Consider the following 18024-nt stretch of genomic DNA (forward strand, 5'->3'; position numbering starts at 1 on the left):
CCTCCCGCCCTGCGCCGTCATCGGTGCAGCCACCCGGACCCAGGCGGTCGATGGCTACATTGACGAGCATGGGGGATGTCGACTGGTCGGCGTTGGAACACAACTACGGCGATGCCTCGGATGTGCCCGGCCTGCTCCGGGCCTGCGCGAGCCCGGACGCGGGCACGGCGTCCGACGCGCTCGCCGACTTGACCAACAAGCTCTACCACCAGGGTGGTTGGGTCTGTTCCGCGGCGCCGGCCGCGCTGCCGTCGCTGACCGATCTCGTGTCGGACCGTGCCGTGCACCACCGGCGCGAAGTGGTTGAACTGATTCGTCTGCTGGCCGGTGAGGCCGTCACCGCGGCCGAAAAGTGGGTGGCCCCAGGCTGGCAGCGGGCACTGGACGACGCGAGACCGCGGTTGCTCGCACTGCTGGACGACGCGGATCCGCGCGTACGCCGGGAAACGACCCTGTTGGCGGCTGAGGGCATCCGGCACCCGGAGTCGGAGCTGGCGCTGCGCCGCAGATGGGAGCGGGAAACCGACCGCACCACCCGTGCCGACCTCGTGCTCGCGTTGGGCACTGTGCAGACCTGGGCCCCGACCGAGGCATTGCGTGCCGAACTGGTGGCACTGCTGGAAGATGACGACCTGCACCTGCGCTTGGCCGCCGTGCACGCGTTGGCCAGGTCCGAACCCGCCATCGCGGCAAGTCAGGTCGGCATGCTGGTACGGGCCGTGCTGGATCCGGACGCCGTGCTGTGGCTGGACTCCGCCTGGATCGGGGGCACGTCCGCCACGCTCGTGCACACGACAGGCGGACTGCTGGCCTCCGACCCGGTCGCGGACAGCGTGTTCGCGGTCGGGGTCGCTCGACACGGAGAGGCCGATCGGCGGGTGGCCGGCCTGGGACACGCCCAGCAGGTGCTCTCCCGGTGGCGCACCGCCGTGGAAGGGATCCGGTCGTTGTTGGGCAGGGGCCTGGACGACGACGTACCCGAAGTCCGTTATCGCGCGGCGGCTCTGTTGGCCTGCCTGGGCACGGAGGCCGCACCCTACGCGGAACAACTGGCTGCCCGCACCGCGGATTCGGCCTTGCGTGACTCCCGTGTCCGGACCACGGTCGGTGATGCGGCGGTGTGGGCGTTGGCCCGGCAAGGCCATCCGGACTGCCGGTCAGGCCTGGTGGAACGACTGTCCGGTGACAGGCTCGGGTTCGACACCGTGCTCGCTCACTACGGGCGGGAAGTCCCCATGCTGGTTCAGCCCGCGATCTGCGAAGTGCTGATCCCGTTGCGTGAGTACAGTGACGTTCTCATCGGCCCGCTCGCCGCTCGGCGCGACCTGGCGTCGAACTTGTGCAGGGTGGTCGCGGCCTGGGGGCCGGCCGCGGCGGTGGCTCTGCCCGCCCTCCTCGACGCGGCCGCGCAGGACAAGCTGCGGCCCTTGGCGGCGAAGGCGATCGGCGCCATCGGGCCGGCCGCGGCGGCCGCGGCGAGAACGTTGCGTGACAGCGCCGCCGAGCCGGCCGTGGCGTGGGCGCTGTGGCGTACCGGCGCGGACCCTGACCTCGGCCTCCACTCGCTGACCCGGCAGCTCACCCAACCCCGGCCGGGACACGTGGCCATCGCGCTGTCGGCTGACCTCGGCTCCGAAGCGGCGGCGTGTGTCGACGCGCTGCGTGCGTTGACCCGCTCCACCGAGGACTGGACCCGGACCGAGGCCGCCCACGCGCTGTGGCGGGTCACCGGCGACCCGGCCGGAGCCGTCACCGTCCTGACCGAGCTGGCGGAGCCGCTCGCCCGGGGCGAGTGCCTGCCGGCCGGCATCGCGGCATTGCGCTATCTCGCCGACATCGGTGTGGTCGACGGCCGAGTGCGAGCTGTGGCACAGGCGATCGCCGACAATCCGCGCCGCATCGCCTGCAACGGAGGGTGGCGCACCTTCAGCGAGGATGAGCAGATCAGGGCTGCGGCTTCCGCGCTCATGGACTGACCCGGTCGTGCCTCGTGCCCGGTGCCGGGCAGGCTACGGCCTCATTCCGGTGACGCCCGGGTGACGCCGGAGCAGCGTGATCGCGACGGGCGCACTGTCATTCTGTGGTTCGATCCCCGTCACGATGGGTAGGGCCGGATGCCCGTTCCGCTGAAGGTCCGCGGTCTTCGACCGCCCGCGTCGGCCACGCCGGCAGCCGACCTGCGCCGGCCCGAGCAGGCCGGCGCGACGGCGTCCGGCGCCGCGGACATGGTCCGTGCCCGCACGATGCTGGGCAACGCGGTCGTCACCGCGGCCATGACCGGCTTGCCGTTCGGCGCCACCCCGGATCCGGCCTCCTGGACCGGCCGGATGCTGCTCGCCGGCCAGAACTTGGTCGGCAACCAGGCCTTGGCGAACCAGTCGGTGACGAACCGGGCCGGGGCGCCGGCGACACCGGCGTCCGGTCCGCTCGCGACCGCGACGGCCGCCCGCAAGCCGCCGGTCACGAAGATGCCTCCTGCGTTGCCGGCCCGACCGAAGGCCGCCGCCCCGGTCCCCCCTGGCAACGACCAGAAGGACCAGGCCGCACCGGACAAGCCCACGGCGGACAAAGCCGGCAAGCAGGAAAAAGGTACCGGCCCCCGCTCTCCCGGCGCGGACCCGAAGTTCCAGGCACTCGAGAAGGACGTCACCGCCAAGAAGAAGGCCATCGGCTCGAGCCACCCGCCGGCGGCCGCGGAAGCCGGCTCGGCCCACGCCGCCGCGGAGCCCCCGGCCGACGATCGCGAGGCGCGGGGCAAGGCGGCCCACGCCGAAGACATGGACGCCGCGCGGCCCAAGGCGTTCGACAAGCAGGAGTTCGTCGCCGCGGTCAAGAAGGCCGTGGCCGACAAAGCGCCGAAGAACCTCGATGAGGCCGACAAGTTCAGCGACTCGGGTAAGGCCGAGGAGGTCAAGAACGAGGTCCGGGGCAAGGTCGGCGAGGGCAAGGACGCCTCGGCCAAGGAGATCGCCGACACCACCGCCGCGCCACCGGAGCCGGCGCCGGACGGCAAGCAGGTCGTGCCCATGGCTCCGGACAAGGTCCCGGGCAAGCCGGGCACGCCCGACCCGAACCTCGCCGCCCCCGACCGGCTGCCCCCGTCGGCGACGGACATGTCGGCCGGGCCGGACCAGGTCGGGCAGGACATGACCAAGGCGAAGGTCACCGAGGAGCAACTCGGGTTCGACAACGCCCACGAGCCGGCGTTCGACAAGGCGGTGAAAGACAAGAAGACGATGGACGCCCACTCCGAGGCGGCGCCCAAGAAGCTCCGTGCCGAGGAGTCCGGCGAGCTCAAGCAGGTCAAGGTCGCCGCGGCGACACAGGGCGCGGCCGCGATGGCCGGCATCCACACCACCCGCCTGACGACCGGCACCACGGTGCGCACCCGCAAGGGCAGCACCAAGAAGAGCGACGAGGACAAGCAGAAGGAGGTCACCGACCTCCTCCAGAAGCTCTTCGACCAGACGAAGTGCGACGTCGAGAAGATCCTCGCCGACCTCGACGAGAAGGTCGACGACGAGTTCACGGCCAAGGAGAAGGTCGCCCGCGACCGGTTCACCGAAGAGCACGAAGACGGGATGCGCCGCTACAAGGACGAGCGCTACGGCGGCTGGTGGGGCTGGACGAAGTGGATCAAGGACAAGTTCGCCGGCCTGCCGGAGGAGGCCAACCGGATCTACGAGCACGCCCGGGACAACTACCTGGTGGCGATGGACGGGATCATCACCGGGATCGCCGACACGGTCGATGGCGAGCTGAAGCGCGCGAAGGACCGCATCGCGTCCGGCCGCAAGGAGATCAAGGCCGCGGTGGACAAGCTGCCGGCGGATCTCAAGGCCATCGGCAGGCAGGCGGCGGCCGACCTCGACGCCCGGTTCGACGAGTTGACGGACACCGTCGACGAGAAGGGTTCCGACCTCGTCGACCACCTGGCCACTCGCTACACCGACGCGGTCAAGTCGGTCGACGACGAGATCGCGGCGGAGAAGGAGAAGAACAAGGGCCTGGTGGCCAAGGCGATCGCGGCGATCGGCGGCGCCATCAAGACCATCATCGAGCTGGGCAGGCTGCTGCTCGGTGTGCTGGCCAAGGCGGCGTCGGCCGTCGGCTACATCCTCGAGAACCCGATCGGCTTCCTCGGCAACCTGGTCACCGGCGTCGGCGGCGGCCTGAAGCTGTTCATGAAGAACGCGGGCCGGCACCTGGAGCAGGGCGTGCTGGCGTGGCTCCTGGGCACGGGCATCGGCGCGTCGGCCGGGCTCACGCTGCCGGTCACGTTCGACGTCCTGGGCATCCTGATGATGATCGCCACGCTGCTCGGGCTGTCGTGGCCGAACATCCGGTCCCGCCTCGCCCGCAAAGTCCCCGACAAGGCCATCACCGCGGCCGAGACGTCGATCCCGCTGGTCTCGAACGTCAAGCGCCGAGGCGTGGCCGGTATGTGGGACGACCTGAAGACCCGCGTCGGCGACCTCAAGAAGGACCTGATCGGCAAGCTCGTGAGCTACCTGCTGCCGACGATCATCATCGCCGGCATCACGTGGATCGCGTCCCTGTTCACGCCGGCGTCGGCGTTCATCCGCGCCTGCAAGATGATCATCGACATCATCCGCTTCGTCGTCACCAACGCGCGCCGGATCATCGAGTTCGTCAACGCGGTCCTCGACGCCGTGATCGCCATCGCGAAGGGTGGCACCGGTGGCGTGCCGGCGTTGGTGGAGAACGCTCTGGCCCGGGCCATTCCCGTCCTGATCGGCGCGCTGGCGGCCCTGCTGGGCCTGGGCGGCATCGCCGGCAAGGTCAAGAACATCTTCCAGCAGATCGCCCGCCCGGTGAACCGCGCCGTCGACTGGGTCATCGACAAGATCTCCGGCCTGGTCAAGAAGCTGTGGGCGAGGCTCAAGCCGAAGCCGGGGAAGAAGCGCCGGCCGGCCCGTCCGAAGCGGCCACGACGGCCGGCCCGGGACCGGGCGCGCAGGCGCCGCCGCGACGACCGGCACAGGCCGGGGAAACGCCGGCCCGACCGCCGCGACAAGCGTGCCGACAAGAAGAAGCGCTCACTGGCCGCCGCGCTGCGCGAGGCCACCCGTCTGCTCAAGGACCAGGACGCGACGCCGGAAAGCATCCGACGCAAGCTTCCCGCCATCAAACGCAAGCACAAGCTCACGTCGATCCAGCTGAAGAAGATCGGCAAGGACTCCTACGCGATCCGGCTCGCCATCAACCCACAGGCGGAGACGCCGCCGGCGGAACTGTTCCCCTACGAGGTCGGCAAGGCCAAGGGCGCTTTCACCATCAGCAGGCGCGAAGGCGTGGTGGAACAGCTCAGCCCACACCGGATTCCGATGGAGGGGCTCGACAAACGGATGGGCTTCGTCGTCACCATCGCGACGATTCCGTCGGGTGTGAGGGACAACCCGGATCTGGCCGTCCGGTACCTCACCACCGGCTGGGAGAGCGGCACCAAGGATCTCGCGGCGGCGCGGACCGCCGTCGTCATCGGCGTCAACGGTCTCGAACACCTCGACCCGTCGAAGGGGAAGGAGGAGATCACCGGCGCCGTCAAGGCCGTGCGCAAGACGCCGGAGCTCCTCCTCGCCGTGTTCGGCTTCGTCTGGACACCGAGGTGGGTCAAACGTGGCACGGACAACGCGGTCCCGTTCACCGAGGTCCGCGCCGCGTACCGGGACCTGCAGGACCCCAAGGTCCGCAAGCACGCCGAGGACCAGGAGAGGGGTTTGCGGGACAAGAAGGCGTTGCCGTACGGCCTTTTCCGCCAGGAGGTGCTCGGCTCCTCCTACGTCGGCACCGCGGTGGGCGTGCTCAAGGACCTGAACGACGTGGTGTACGTCGTGGGTCAGGACGCCGACACCGGCGCCACGGCCAAGAACACGATGGGTGTGCTCGCCGCGTACAAGAAGGTGCTCGAGGAGATGTCGGAGGACCCGCTGCTCGTCGTCGGCGGCTACCACTTCGCCGGGTACCAGTGGAAGGGCCACGGGACCAAACGCAGGGAACAGCTGACCGTCCAGTTCAACGAGATCGACCGGGCCGTCCGGGTCGCGATCAACGAGAAGTACCCGCAGATGCTCTACCCGACCGAGCCCAACATGCTGATCAAGGCGTTCGAGAACCGCCAGGGCCGCCTCCGCGGCATCTTCCAGAACACCAGGGCCAAGGCGCTGCTCGCGGCCCAGGGCGAGATCTACGGCGTGGGCGGCGCCGAGGGCCGCTTCCTGCGCAACCGGCTGATGGAAGTCTTCGGCGTCGAGTTCAAGATCGTCTTCGTGCCGGAGGTGAGCACGATGACGAGCCCGGAGCCCGGCGACGTCGGACGTGGCCTGGAGTCGACCTCCGCCCACGTCCGTGCCGCGGCCAGGGGCAAGAAGCTCACCGTCGAGGACGGCAAGGTCGTCGAGTCCGGCGTCATCCGCCGCGCACACCGGGCCTACGCGATGATCCTGCAGTCACAGACCATGGTCAGTGCCGTGAACCTCGCCAGGGAGCTCACCATGGCTACGCCGGGGTTGAACGAGATCCGGCCCAAGAGAGCGCGGGATCGGTTCAAGGTCGACCTCCAGGACCGGGTGTTCGTCCACGTCGAGGAAGTCGCGCTGCTGATGGCGGACACCCCCAAGCTGACCGGTGACAGCCCGGAGATCAAGGCCCAGCTGGACAAGCTCCGCGACGACGTCGCTACCCTGGTGAGCCAGCTGCCGGCGCAGGGGAGGGAAGAGGCACAGCAGGCCGTCGCCAAGGCGGGGGAGCTGGCCGAGCGGATCATCGACGCCATGACGGCGGACGAGCTCAAGAGCGTCTGGCGCCCGCTGAGCAGCCTGCTGAAGACGATCGACCGCGAACGGCGCAGCCGCGAAAGAAGGGCGTAGTGAGTCTGGAACAGGTTCGCGCGGAGGCGGCACGCGACGACTATCCCGCGATGGCCCGCCTGGCACGGGCGCTGTACGAGACCGGGCTCGGCCCGCGCGAGGTCCTGCGCGAGTGCTACGGCGTCGAGTTCCCCACCGAGTTCTTCGTGCTGCACGACCCCGACCCGGTGCTGCTGTTCCACTTCACCAACCAGCCGGCGAACCTGGCCGTGCCCCTCGATCGCGGTGGCCCGCCACCGGCGGCCAATCCGATGAGCAAGAACGAGCGGGCCGTCTTCGCCCGCGATCCGGATCTCCTGCCGGTTGTGTTGTGCCTCAACAACTACGCCGGTTTCGGCGGCAAGTTCCTCTGCTACCGCCTCAGTGAGCTGGCAGCGGGCCGGGCGACCGTCTTCGCGATCGAGTACCACCCGACGCGGGAAAGCGAGATCACGCGCGTCGCGGATTCCCTGCTGGCGGCCCTGTACGAGCACCACACCGCCCACCTGGCCTGGGTCGAGGAGGAGGAACGCGCCACAGCGGGTCACAGTGGTGGCGGCACGGTGGACGAGGAAGACCTCGCGGTGGCCCAGGAGTACCTCGTGCACATCGAGGACCTCCGACGGCAGGCTTGAAGCCGCCGGGCCCGACTGCGCATGACGCGACCTCGAATCGCCGCGCCGGCAGAGTGTGCGGGCTATGCGGCGTCCCGGCGGGCCACCACCCGGTACGCGTTGGACCACCCGCGCCGCCGGCCTAAGGGAGCGCTGATCCGGTCCGCCGCCGAGGCCAGTACGAACAACGGCACGCACGCGACGAACGTGACCTTGCGCAGGATCCGCCGCCACCACGTCGGCGGGGCGCCCCGCCACGGAAGATCCTCCCCGGCGATCGTCAGTGCGTTGACCGCCATGATCGACGCGGCCAGCACGTCGATGGCGCCGTGCGGCTCGGCGCGTTGCTCGGCGACCACCGTGAATCCGCGGGCCGCCAGTTCGGCACGGAGGTTGCCGATCGGCATCAGGTTCAGATGCTGGGGTTGCAGCCAGGGCATCCACCACCGGCCGAGCACCTTCGCCCAGCGGCATTCCGGATCGGGCAGCTCGATGGCCAGCAGCCCGCCGGGCCGCAACACCGTCCTCGCCGCCGCCAGCTCTCGCTGGGGTTCCGCCGTGTGTTCCAGGTAGTGGTACATGCTGACCACGTCGTAGCGCCCGGCGAGCTCCTCGGCCCGGTCCACGAACAAGCCCCGGTAGCCGGTACGGATCCGGCCCTGCCGACGCGCCAGGTCCACCCCGTCGCCGAGATCGAGGCCGTCGAACTCGACTCCGGGCAGCACCGCGGCGGCTTCCTGGCAGAAATGCCCGTGTCCCATGCCGACGTCGAGCCACTCACCCGATGCACCGGCTTCCCGGGCCAGCTGGGCCCGGGAGCGGTACCCCGCCCGGTTGCCTTCGAACATGCCGGTCATGTTCTTTTCGCCGAGCCCGTCGTAGCAGTCCCGGTAGTAGAACTCGAGCCCGTCCGGGTTCAGCCGGGGGTTCTGGAAGACGTGCCCGCAGTCCCGGCATTCGTCGAGCACGAACCGGCCCGGCTTGTGCTGCAGCAAGTCGGTCGTGCGCAATCGGCCCCGAAGCGCGGCGGAGCCGCACCACGGACAGCTGGTCCGGCGAGGCTCGAAGAACCGATCCACACCGCCGGCCAGGTCCTCCAGGTAGGCCGGGCGGCGCGAGGCGACCGGATCGGCTGGCGTGTCGTCCTCGATCATGGAGGCGGAGCCTAGTGCGCGAACCAAGGGGAGGTGCACCGTCGAACGGACGAAAGTGCCCTTGTCTTGCGGCGCACGCGAAGAGAGCGTGGCGCGGGCGGGACAAATTCGGCGAGACTGCTCCGATGGTTTCCGAATACGCCCGGACCGATCGATTCCGCGGTGCTCGTATCCACCTGTGCGACCTGGCCGGCCTCGAGATCCGCGACTGCGAGGTGGACGGTCTGAAGATCGTCGACTGCTACGGCAGTGACGTCTACCTCGGTGGTCACTTCGAGCGCCTCGTCGTCAACGACGTCGATGTAACCGCTTACGTCGAGGCCGAGCTCGACCGCCGGCACCCCGCGCGGGCGCTGGCGCGCAATGCGGCGTCCCCCGAGGACTACCGGGCCGCTTGGGACGCCATCGAGACCCTGTGGGGCACGACGCTCGACCGGGCGAGGCGGTTGCCCGAGGCCAAGCTCCACGAGAGGGTCGACGGTGAGTGGTCCTTCGTCGAGACACAACGGCATCTGCTGCTCGCCGGCGATGCCTGGCTCGGCAACGCCGTGCTCGAGGAGGAGGCGCCCTACCACCCGCTGGGCTACCCCCACGGCGGAATGCCGCCCGAAGAAGCGGAGAAGCTCGGCCTCACCCTCGACGCCACCCCGACCCTCGACGAGGTGCTCGCGCCGCGGCTCGCCCGCATGGCCGCGATGCGACGTGCGGTCGACGGGCTCGACCCGGCCGAGCTCGACCGGGTGTGTGGCCGCAAGCCGGCTGTCATGTATCCCGACCAGGAATACGTCGTGCGCCGCTGCCTCAAGGTGGTTCTGAAGGAAGAAGCCGAGCACTACCGCTACGCGGTGCGCGACCTCGCGGTGCTCGAGGCAGGTGGGTAGCCGGAGCGACAAGGTCTCCTGGACGACCGGAGGCGGCGGAACGCGGAACGATCCTGGGAGGGCCGAGATGATCTCGGCCCTCCCAGGACGGATCAGATCTTGCCCGCGGCCACGTCGGCGAGGGTCACGCGGGAGGACTTGTAGTTCACCACCCAGTGCTTGGACGGTTCCGCCGAGGTGATCTCCTCACGGATCGGCAGGCCGTTGTCGGCGTTGATGATGAGGACGTCCGCACTGCCGCCCAGGATGGCGGGGGGCGCGGTGAGGGTCAGCGCGGCCTGGCCGTCGACGGCGGTCATGCCGACGATCATGTCCGGGATGGTCGCGTACAGCTTCAGCACGCCCGCGCGGACCTCCGCGTCGGCGGCGTTGGCGAACAGCGCGTGTTCGGTGTTGCTCCACAGGTGGTTGTTGATCAGGTTTTCCAGGTCCTTGCCCGTCGGACGCGGTCGGGGGGCGGGAACCGGCTTGCCGATCTTGCGGAACATCTCCGCGGTCTCCGCTTGGGCGTCCGCCCAGGCCTTTTCGGCCTCGGCGGGGCTCAGGCCGACTCCCAGAGCGTTGCCGCCCGCGGTGATCATCGCGGTCCTGGCCTTGTCGACGTCGCCGTTCGCGGCGAGACGGGCCGCCGCCATCACCTTCCCGTCATACGGGGTAGCGGGCTGGGCGTCACCCTTGGCGACCGCGTCCACCAGGGTCTTCGCCGAGTCACCCGTGAACTGCTGGCCCTTGTCGGTGTAGAGGGTGTAGTCGAGGTCCGGTTTGCCGTCCAGCCCGAACTTCGTGTTGACGATCAGCGACGCGTCTCCTGGCTGCGTGCCGGCCGCCTTGACCGCGGAGGCCAGCTTCACCAGCGGTGCCTCGACCGCCGGTGGTACCTCGGCCGCCCGCGGGACCGCGTCGGACGGGCCGGCCGGGACGCTGCCGCCGGACGTAGCCACCACCACCGCCGCCGCGACGGCGGCCGCGCCCACGGCGGCGACGCCGACCTTGGGCCAGGAGAACCAGCGCTTCGGTCGCACGACCGCGGCTACGGGTTGTTCCTCCATCGCCGTCCGCAGTGCCGTGCGGGCGCGGTCATAGGCCTCGGGCCCGGGGGACGGCACGTCGCGCAGATTCTTCATGAGATCCATTTCATCCATGGGGTGTCTTTCACGTTGTCGGGACTTGCAGCAGCGCGACCACTTCGGGGGCTTCACGCAGTGCCTTGCGCGCCTGGTGCAACAGGCGGCGGGCCGTGCCGGCGGGGATGTCGAGCACCCGCCCGGCTTCGGCGACGGTCAGGTCCTCCCAGGCGACCAGGCCCAGCACTTCCCGCTCTTCCGGTTTGAGCCGAGCCAGTGCCCTGCTGAGCTGTGCCTGCGTGTCCACGCGGGCATCCACCGCCGGCCAGGGATCCCAGTCGCTCGCCACGCCGGTCAGGTCCGACGCCGGCTCCTCGGCCGGTGCGGACCGCCAGTACCGGCGCAGCCGGTTCAGCGCGACGCCGTACAACCAAGGCCGGGCTTCGGGATACGAACGGTCGTAGTTCGCGCGGGACTCGTAAGCCGCCACCCACACATCGCCGAGCACGTCCTCGGCGGCCTGCCGCCCCACTCTGCGCGCCAGATAGTTCCCGAGCGCGGTCTCGTGCCGGCTGATCACTTCCACGAAGGCATCGGTGTCCCCGCGCAGCGACCTACCGATCAGTTCCGCGTCTGACGACATGAAGCTCCTCGGGTTTCGCTTCGCCCTGACACCCCGTCTTTGCCGCCGCGCGCCCAAAGCGTTCAGGCCGGGTCAATCCTTTGCGGTCCGAGCAGAACCGGATCACACTGTCGACGGGCACACCAGGCCATCGTCGCTTCGACACGGCACCGGGAGAGCGCGATGACAGCGCAGGGTCGACCACCGCTGTTCCCGTTCGACGCACCACCCTCGACCGACCCGGCCGCCGAGGCGATCCGGATGCTGCACACCGACCCGGTGCCCTGGGTCCGGTTGGCCGGCGGGCACGAGGTCCGGCTGGTCACCCGCTACGACGACGTCCAGCGCGCGATGTCCGATCCCCGGATGAGCCGCGCCGCCCTGGCGACACCGGACGCACCCACCATCGTCCCCGGCCTGCAGTCACCGGACATGATGCCGAACATGGACCCACCCGACCACACGAGACTGCGTCGCCTGGTGGCCAAGGCGTTCACCATCGGCAACGTGGAACTCCTGCGGCCGAGAGTGGAGACGGTCGCGACCGACCTGCTGGACCGGATGCTGGCCGCCGGACCGCCGGCGGACCTGGTCGGCGCGCTGGCCGAACCACTGCCCGGCATCGTGATCTGCGAACTGCTCGGCATCGCCCACGACGAGCGCGAACCCCTGCTCGCCTTCATCGAAGCCATGTCCATAACCACCACGTTCGACCAGGAGGCGTTCGCGGCCACCGGCGCCGTCGCCGCGTCGCACCTGCTCGGGTTGATCGAGCGCAAGCGTCACCACCCCGGCGACGACCTGCTCTCCGGACTGACCCAGGTGCACGACGAGGACGGCGATCGGCTCAGCGAAGCCGAACTGCTGATCACCGTGCTGCTGCTGATCGGCGCCGGCCAGGAGACCACCATGGCTCAGCTGGCCAAGTCCGTGCTGGTGTTGTCCCACCACCCGGACCAGTGGGCACGCCTGGTGGCGGCGCCGGACCTGGTGCCGAACGCGGTCGAGGAACTGCTCCGGGTCGTCGCCCTGGGACACGCCGGACAGCCACGAATGGCCCGTGAAGACGTCGAATTCTCCGATCGGACCGTCGAAGCCGGCACCACGGTGTTCCCGGTCGTGACGGCGGCCAACCGGGACCCCGCCGTCTTCCCCGACCCGGACCGGTTCGACGTGGACCGCACCGAAGCGGCCCGCCACCTGTCGTTCGGCCGCGGAGCGCATTTCTGCCTCGGCGCGCCGCTGGCCAGGATGGAACTGCAGGTCGCGCTGCACGCCCTGGTGACCAGGATGCCCGGCCTGCGGGTGGCCGAGCGGGACGACGAGCTGGCGTGGCAGCCCGAGAGCCTGACCCGAGGACTGCGAAGGCTCCTGATCACGTGGTGAATCCCGGGATCGTTGTCTGCCAAGGAGCGCTCGCGCGTACCCTGCCGGGAGGACGCCAGAGCTGGGGAGCGCCGGATGCGTGGACGTTATTGGCTGCCGCTGTCGTACGTCCTGCTGGCGACCGGGCTGTGGCTCTGGACGGACTACTGGCCGTGGCTGCTCTGGGCGTTCCCGATCGCACTCGTCGTCACGTTCCTGGTTGTCGTGTCCGGGTACAGCATGGAGTTCACGATCCGGCGGCGGTGGCGCGAGATGCGGAAACTCGCCGCGCGGATCGGCGCGCGCGACGGCGAGCTGGTGTACGAGAGCCGGCGGCGGTGGGCGGTCCTCGGCCACCAGGCTTCGATGTGCCTGCAGACCATCCGCCCCGGCACGGTGGCGGAGGTCCGGCGGGCGCTCGCCGGGCGGATCAGGGCCGCCGGCTACGTGTCCCACTCCAACGGTTACTGGTGGACCAGGAACGGCAAGATCACGCTCACCACCACCTTCCGGACCGAGGGGTCCTTCCGTGTGCTCCCCGAGGGCCACGTCTTCACCGAAATCTGCATGCTCGAGACGATCTAGTACCCCATCGGCAGTCACGGAGTGGCTTCGCCGGGTCAGTCCTGCAGGTCCTCGGCCGTGAAGGAGCGGTGCTCGGTGAGCTGGGCCAGGTGTGTTTCCAGGACTTCGAGCTGCTCGGGTCCGATCCGGGCTGCCCAGCGGCTGCGCACGTCGTCGAACAGTGCGCCGCCGATGGTCATCAGCTCGTGGCCGCGGTGGGTGACTCGTACGCGCTTGCGGCGGGCGTCGCCGGGATCGGGCTCGCGGTTGACGTAGCCGAACCCCTCCAGCGTGGCGATGGTTTGCGCGGCGGCCTGCTTGGTGACCGACAGACGGCGACCGAGTTCGGAGGCAGTGTCCGCGCCCGCGTCCACGGCGCGCAACGCGAACTCGTGCACCGGGCGGACGCCCGCGTGGCCGCGTCTCGCCAGCTCCACGCTCACCTCGTCGACCATCGTGTGGAACCCGCCGAGCAGCAGAAGCGCGAGCTCGGCGCCGCTGGACTGCGCCATGCGGTCGATCATACGAGGCGCACCGAGATAGACAAGTCACTTGTCCATCCTCTAAGGTTCGACAAGTGACTTGTCTATCGACGGGAAGTAAGCTCATGAATCGCCCAGCCGCCACCATCCCCGGCGTCGAGCACCACCGTCTCAGCCTCAACGGCACCGAGCTGCACTACGCGGCCGCCGGCACCGCGGGGTCTCCCGTACTGCTGGTGCACGGCTTTCCGGAGACCTGGTGGGTCTTCCACAAGCTGATCCCCCTGCTGAGCGAGCACCACCGGGTGTTCGCCGTCGACCTGCGCGGATTCGGTGACTCCGCCACCGCCACCCCGGAGCACGACAGCGCGACCTCGGCGAAAGACCTCAGCGACCTGATCACGCGGCTGGGCGTCGGACCGGTGCACCTCGCCGGCCAGGACATCAGCGGCCCCACGACGTTCCGCGTCGCCAACACCCACCCCGAGCTCGTCCGCAGCTACACCGGGATCGAGACCGGGCTTCCGGGATTCGGCGCCGAGAAGCTCGCCGACGTCGCCCACGGCGGCGCCTGGCACATCGGCGTTCTCGCCGCCCCGGGCATCCCGGAGATGCTCCTCACCGGACGCGAGCGCGCGTTCATCGCCGACTACGCGATCCCCTCGCTCGCCGCGAGCCCCGACGCGTTCACCGGCACCGACATCGACGAGCTCGTCCGCTCCTATGCGCGACCCCACGCGTTTCTCGGCGCCGCCGGCCTGTACCGGTCCTTCATCTCGGAAGGCGAAGAACTTCGCGAGCTCGCAGTCCGGAAGCTGGACATGCCCGTGCTCGCGGTGACGGGGTTCTCGGGGGAGTTCACACCCACGACGTTGCGGCAGGTCGCCACCGACGTGACCGCGGTACGGATCGAAGGGATCGGGCACTACGTGGCGATGGAAGCCCCCGACCAGCTCGCGGCCGCTCTGCGGTCCTTCTACGCGGACGTCGACCGGAATTGACGACCGATCGGCGGCGCACACGGTGGGTGACATCGCCGAGATCAACCGGCACGTCGGCCACGCCGACATCGTCCGTGAACTCGTCGACGGCGCCATCGGCTTGAGCGCCGGCTCAGTAGCGCAGCTCGGTTAGCACTCCGTAGTGATCGGAGGGCATCGTCGCGCCGGCTGCCGCGGTGCCGAGGAGCTGTGCCCGGGTCGGCTGCCCGGCGCCGCCCCGGCGGAACGAGGTCGAGAAGACGTAGTCGATGCGCCGGTCGCGAGGCAGCACCGCCGCCGCCCAGGGGTTCGCGGTGGACCAGGTGTGGCCCGGGCCGGTGCCGGCGAATTCCCAGGCGTCGTGCCAGCACACCCCGGCGCCCGCGGCACGGCCGGTGAGCATCCGGATTTCGTCGCAATCCGGTGTGGCGTTGAAATCGCCGCACACCACGGTCAGCGCGCCGCGGCCGAGTTCACGCACTCGCTGTGCCAGCTCGGTGACCTGGTCCTGCCGGATGCGGGTGTGGTGCAACGGCCAGTCGAGCATGACGCTCACCAGCCGGACCGGGCCACGAGGGCCATCGATGTCGGCCCGGACCGCGCTGCCCTCATGGCCCGGAGGTCCGGGCAGGACCCAGGACTCCACTGTGGTGATCGGCCAGCGGGAAAGCACCGCGCTGCCCGACGTCACGCCTTCTTCCTCGCGATCGCCGGAAAACCGGTGGTGGTGCAGCCCCGCCGCGGCGGCGAGCTCCCGTGCCTGATCCCGATCGGCCGCCGACCACGCCTCCTGGAGGGCCAAGACGTCCGGGGCGTGTTCGGCGAGAACCGCGGCGATGCCGCCTTGCCGCTGTTCCCATGGACCGAACCGGCCCCAGACGTTCCAGGTGATCAGCCGGAGCCGCGACTCGATCAGCGCCCCGTACGGCCGGAGGGGGTCAACGGTCATGATGACGTCGACGATACCGCCGAGCGGCGGCCGGGAGCCAGCAAACCGGCCGGCGCCGCGTTCGCTCTTCGCGACCCCAATACCCTCACGATGTACCGCCGGACAAAGGAAGGAGCGTGGGGATGCCGACGCTGGTGGCCGCGATCGACGACCGCATCGAAGTCGAGTACGGCCAGTTCCTCCTGCAGGAGATCCCGATGACCCGCACTGCGCTGAACCTGCCCGTGCCGCGGGGCGACTGGCTCGCGGTCGGCGGTCCGGGCGGGCTTCTGCTCCACAGCGCCGGGACCGACCACTACCCGGCCGTGCGGCTGGAACTCTGGGACGTCGATCCGCTGCCGGGGCTCGGCGACTGGGACCAGGTGGTCGAGGTCGCCTGCGATCTGAGTGATCTGGTTCGGCTGCAGTCGGTCACCGCGATCCAGTCGCCGAACGTCTTGACCATCGGCCGTCCCGGTCTGCACCGTGCCCGTGTGCATTCCGGCCGGCGCGTCGAGGCCGCGGAACTCGAGGAAGGGTCCTACGCCGAAGGCGTCGAGGGCTGGCTGGTTCAGCTCTGGCCCGGCGTCTGACCGAACCGGTGCAGGACGTCGAGCGCGGCCGGGGCGAGAGTGTCCGCATGGTCGGCGTCGTGCAGCAGGTGGTCCACTCCGGGCAGCGGCACCCGGCCCGGTCCGCCCACGTGCGCGCGGCGCAGGGCGGCGGTCAAGGCATCCGTTGTGGCACAAGGAACTTGGGTGTCGTTCGTGCCGCAGGTCAGCAGCACCCGGGTCCCCGGACGCAGGGCCGCGGCGGCGTCCGGCGGGTAGACGGCGTCGTCGCTGTCCACGAACCGGCCGCTCGCTCCTTGGAAAGCCGTGAAGAGCCGTGCGAGGACGGGCGGCAGGTCGGTGGTGTCGACCGGCCGGTGTTCGCGCAGGGCGGTGACGGCGGCGTCGATCGCCGTGTCGATGGCCCGCTGCTGCTCCGGCGTGAGGGCCGCCTCGGCGGTCTGGGCGTGCAGTTGCAGCGCGACCAGGTCCAGCAGGCGGATCGCCTGCGGTTGCAGCAGTGCCAGGCCGGCCGGGCGCGGGTGGACGGTGCCGCCGAGCAGCAACGCCGTCATCGCGCCCTCGCTGTGCCCGACGACCAGCAGCGCGTGCGGGTCGGTCTCCGGCTGGTCGCGCAACAACTCGTAGGCGGCTTTCGCCTGACGGACGAACGCCGGGTAGTCGAGTGTTTCCGGGTGGTCGCGGTAGGCGCCGAGGCCGGTGCGGCCGGTGCCGTACTTGTCGAACCGCAGCGTGGCGACCCGGTCGCCGCCGAGCGCGCCGGCCACCTGGGCCAGGGTGTTCGGGGATGCGGCCGGTTGGTTGCCGTCGCGGTCGGTGGGGCCGCTGCCGGGCAGCAGCAGTGCGGCGCGCAACCGTTGCCCGGCGCGGTGTTCGGGGACGTGCAGGGTGCCGTACGTCGCGGTTCCGTCGATCGTGAAGACGATCTCGCGATCGGCGGCGGGCACGAGGGCGGGCGGGGTGGCGGTCACGGCGGCCAGCGACATCGCGACCGCGGCGAGGTGGGGGAGCATCGGTTCGCCTTTCAGCGCAGAGCGTTCTCGACCAGCGTGACGGTCGCGCGCGGGTCGTCGACCTGGACGACCAGGCGGGCGTAGCGCTCGTCGGCGAGTTCGATCACGACGGCCTTCGACGGATCCTTGACGTCCCAGAAGACCTTTTCGCCGTCGAGGTGGAACGTGCCCGCCGTGATGACGCCGGGCACGTGGGCACCCGGCGCGCGGATTCCCTTGGGATCGGCGGCGATGCCGGGATCCGCGGTCGCGCCACGGACGTTGACCAGCGGGATGCTCAGGCTGCTCTTGAAGGCCCAGAGCTTGTCGAGACCTTCGATCACGACAACGAGGTCGTCGCCGTCGATGTGGACCAGTGCCATGTCGGTTTCCTTGTCAGCCGGGAAAATGGAAGCTTTGGGCGAGTGCGGCGGCGACACCGTCCGGGTTACCGCGCAGGAGGATGCCCAGTGCGGCCGCCGTGAGGGCGGCCGCCAGGACGGTGGAAATGCCGAGCGCGTCGGCGATCGCCTGGTCGACGGCGGCCAGCGCCGCGTTCACTTCGGCGGCCACCTCGTCGTCGGCCGGCGCCCGTTCGACCGCCGCGAGCAGCAGCAGGCCGAGGTCGGCCGAGGTGATGAGCCGCAGCGCGGTCGCGGCATCCGGTGCCGCGGCGAGCTTTTCGGCCAGGGGACGGACGTCGTCGGCGAGGTGCCGGCGCAAGGCGACCAGGTAGAGGCCGCGCTTGCTGCCGAACGTCTTGTACAGGCTGTTGCGGTGCACGCCGAGGTGGGTGACGAGGTCGTCGACGGACACCCCGTCGTACGCGCGGCCGCCGAACAACCCCACGGCGGCGCGCACCACCTCGTCCTCGTCGAACGCCCGTTGCCTGCCCATGCCACGACGATAGCCTTTTGAGGAACGATCAGTCAAGAAC

General features: G+C 70.0%; 16 protein-coding genes. 8 read left to right on the forward strand and 8 right to left on the reverse strand.

All coding sequences use genetic code 11. The features are described 5' to 3' along the window. Positions 1 to 68: 68 nt before the first annotated feature. The 3 genes from AA23TX_RS10845 to AA23TX_RS10855 all read left to right on the forward strand — a co-directional run bounded on the left by AA23TX_RS10845 (position 69) and on the right by AA23TX_RS10855 (position 7504). Positions 69 to 1976, forward strand: coding sequence for a HEAT repeat domain-containing protein (locus AA23TX_RS10845; protein WP_155542412.1), 1908 nt, complete (start codon positions 69 to 71; stop codon positions 1974 to 1976). A gap of 138 nt (positions 1977 to 2114) precedes the next feature. Beyond that, positions 2115 to 6890, forward strand: a complete 4776-nt coding sequence (locus AA23TX_RS10850) for a hypothetical protein (RefSeq protein ID WP_155542413.1) — start codon at positions 2115 to 2117, stop codon at positions 6888 to 6890. Further along, a complete protein-coding gene (locus tag AA23TX_RS10855; RefSeq protein ID WP_155542414.1) occupies positions 6890 to 7504 on the forward strand; it encodes a hypothetical protein in 615 nt (204 codons plus the stop codon). Before AA23TX_RS10850 ends, AA23TX_RS10855 begins: the two co-directional genes overlap by 1 nt. A 62-nt stretch (positions 7505 to 7566) precedes the next feature. On the opposite strand, the gene AA23TX_RS10860 is transcribed toward AA23TX_RS10855, so the two are convergent. After that, positions 7567 to 8637, reverse strand: a complete 1071-nt coding sequence (locus AA23TX_RS10860; protein ID WP_155542415.1) for a class I SAM-dependent methyltransferase — start codon at positions 8635 to 8637, stop codon at positions 7567 to 7569. A gap of 125 nt (positions 8638 to 8762) precedes the next feature. On the opposite strand from AA23TX_RS10860, the gene AA23TX_RS10865 reads away from it, so the two are divergent. Next, positions 8763 to 9518, forward strand: coding sequence for a DinB family protein (locus AA23TX_RS10865; protein WP_155542416.1), 756 nt, complete (start codon positions 8763 to 8765; stop codon positions 9516 to 9518). Between the two features lie 92 nt (positions 9519 to 9610). Here AA23TX_RS10865 and AA23TX_RS10870 read toward each other — a convergent pair whose 3' ends face one another. Next, on the reverse strand, positions 9611 to 10642 hold the full coding sequence (locus AA23TX_RS10870) for a hypothetical protein (RefSeq protein ID WP_230862415.1): 1032 nt from the start codon (positions 10640 to 10642) through the stop codon (positions 9611 to 9613). Positions 10643 to 10670: 28 nt separating this feature from the next. Beyond that, positions 10671 to 11225, reverse strand: coding sequence for an RNA polymerase sigma factor (locus AA23TX_RS10875; protein ID WP_155542417.1), 555 nt, complete (start codon positions 11223 to 11225; stop codon positions 10671 to 10673). Positions 11226 to 11387: 162 nt separating this feature from the next. Between AA23TX_RS10875 and AA23TX_RS10880 the strand changes: the two genes are divergently transcribed. Beyond that, positions 11388 to 12590, forward strand: a complete 1203-nt coding sequence (locus tag AA23TX_RS10880) for a cytochrome P450 (RefSeq protein WP_155542418.1) — start codon at positions 11388 to 11390, stop codon at positions 12588 to 12590. A gap of 75 nt (positions 12591 to 12665) precedes the next feature. Beyond that, a complete protein-coding gene (locus AA23TX_RS10885) occupies positions 12666 to 13154 on the forward strand; it encodes a hypothetical protein (protein ID WP_155542419.1) in 489 nt (162 codons plus the stop codon). 35 nt (positions 13155 to 13189) lie between these two features. Here the strand turns inward: AA23TX_RS10885 and AA23TX_RS10890 are convergent, their stop codons facing one another. After that, positions 13190 to 13645, reverse strand: a complete 456-nt coding sequence (locus tag AA23TX_RS10890) for a MarR family winged helix-turn-helix transcriptional regulator (RefSeq protein WP_230862416.1) — start codon at positions 13643 to 13645, stop codon at positions 13190 to 13192. Positions 13646 to 13740: 95 nt separating this feature from the next. Here AA23TX_RS10890 and AA23TX_RS10895 point away from each other — a divergent pair, with 95 nt between their 5' ends. Continuing rightward, complete coding sequence (locus AA23TX_RS10895) at positions 13741 to 14616, forward strand: alpha/beta fold hydrolase (protein WP_155542421.1); 876 nt, start codon at positions 13741 to 13743, stop codon at positions 14614 to 14616. Positions 14617 to 14728: 112 nt separating this feature from the next. Here the strand turns inward: AA23TX_RS10895 and AA23TX_RS10905 are convergent, their stop codons facing one another. Then, complete coding sequence (locus tag AA23TX_RS10905; RefSeq protein WP_155542422.1) at positions 14729 to 15544, reverse strand: endonuclease/exonuclease/phosphatase family protein; 816 nt, start codon at positions 15542 to 15544, stop codon at positions 14729 to 14731. Between the two features lie 122 nt (positions 15545 to 15666). Between AA23TX_RS10905 and AA23TX_RS10910 the strand changes: the two genes are divergently transcribed. Further along, positions 15667 to 16116 carry a hypothetical protein gene (locus tag AA23TX_RS10910; protein WP_155542423.1) on the forward strand — a complete coding sequence of 150 codons (450 nt, stop codon included), beginning with the start codon at positions 15667 to 15669 and terminating at the stop codon, positions 16114 to 16116. Here the strand turns inward: AA23TX_RS10910 and AA23TX_RS10915 are convergent. Genes AA23TX_RS10915 through AA23TX_RS10925 form a run of 3 tightly spaced genes read right to left on the reverse strand, consistent with a single transcriptional unit; the run spans position 16095 to position 17984 of the window. After that, positions 16095 to 17108: an alpha/beta hydrolase family protein gene (locus tag AA23TX_RS10915; RefSeq protein ID WP_155542424.1), complete on the reverse strand. Its 1014-nt coding sequence runs from the start codon at positions 17106 to 17108 to the stop codon at positions 16095 to 16097. The two genes, AA23TX_RS10910 and AA23TX_RS10915, sit on opposite strands and share 22 nt — an antisense overlap. Positions 17109 to 17119: 11 nt before the next feature. Beyond that, a complete protein-coding gene (locus AA23TX_RS10920; RefSeq protein ID WP_155542425.1) occupies positions 17120 to 17470 on the reverse strand; it encodes a hypothetical protein in 351 nt (116 codons plus the stop codon). A gap of 13 nt (positions 17471 to 17483) precedes the next feature. Continuing rightward, positions 17484 to 17984 (reverse strand): TetR/AcrR family transcriptional regulator, encoded by a 501-nt coding sequence (locus tag AA23TX_RS10925; RefSeq protein WP_196425278.1) that lies wholly within the window; start codon positions 17982 to 17984, stop codon positions 17484 to 17486. Positions 17985 to 18024: the final 40 nt, after the last annotated feature.

This window comes from Amycolatopsis camponoti, from assembly GCF_902497555.1.
GTDB lineage: Bacteria > Actinomycetota > Actinomycetes > Mycobacteriales > Pseudonocardiaceae > Amycolatopsis > Amycolatopsis camponoti.

Coding starts and splice junctions, on each gene's coding strand:
- AA23TX_RS10845 (WP_155542412.1), top strand. CDS start 69: ATGGGGGATGTCGACTGGTCGGCGTTGGAACACAACTACGGCGATGCC.
- AA23TX_RS10925 (WP_196425278.1), bottom strand. CDS start 17,984: ATGGGCAGGCAACGGGCGTTCGACGAGGACGAGGTGGTGCGCGCCGCC.
- AA23TX_RS10865 (WP_155542416.1), top strand. CDS start 8,763: ATGGTTTCCGAATACGCCCGGACCGATCGATTCCGCGGTGCTCGTATC.
- AA23TX_RS10880 (WP_155542418.1), top strand. CDS start 11,388: ATGACAGCGCAGGGTCGACCACCGCTGTTCCCGTTCGACGCACCACCC.
- AA23TX_RS10890 (WP_230862416.1), bottom strand. CDS start 13,645: ATGGCGCAGTCCAGCGGCGCCGAGCTCGCGCTTCTGCTGCTCGGCGGG.
- AA23TX_RS10860 (WP_155542415.1), bottom strand. CDS start 8,637: ATGATCGAGGACGACACGCCAGCCGATCCGGTCGCCTCGCGCCGCCCG.
- AA23TX_RS10910 (WP_155542423.1), top strand. CDS start 15,667: ATGCCGACGCTGGTGGCCGCGATCGACGACCGCATCGAAGTCGAGTAC.
- AA23TX_RS10850 (WP_155542413.1), top strand. CDS start 2,115: ATGCCCGTTCCGCTGAAGGTCCGCGGTCTTCGACCGCCCGCGTCGGCC.
- AA23TX_RS10870 (WP_230862415.1), bottom strand. CDS start 10,642: ATGAAGAATCTGCGCGACGTGCCGTCCCCCGGGCCCGAGGCCTATGAC.
- AA23TX_RS10915 (WP_155542424.1), bottom strand. CDS start 17,108: ATGCTCCCCCACCTCGCCGCGGTCGCGATGTCGCTGGCCGCCGTGACC.
- AA23TX_RS10895 (WP_155542421.1), top strand. CDS start 13,741: ATGAATCGCCCAGCCGCCACCATCCCCGGCGTCGAGCACCACCGTCTC.
- AA23TX_RS10920 (WP_155542425.1), bottom strand. CDS start 17,470: ATGGCACTGGTCCACATCGACGGCGACGACCTCGTTGTCGTGATCGAA.
- AA23TX_RS10885 (WP_155542419.1), top strand. CDS start 12,666: ATGCGTGGACGTTATTGGCTGCCGCTGTCGTACGTCCTGCTGGCGACC.
- AA23TX_RS10905 (WP_155542422.1), bottom strand. CDS start 15,544: ATGACCGTTGACCCCCTCCGGCCGTACGGGGCGCTGATCGAGTCGCGG.
- AA23TX_RS10875 (WP_155542417.1), bottom strand. CDS start 11,225: ATGTCGTCAGACGCGGAACTGATCGGTAGGTCGCTGCGCGGGGACACC.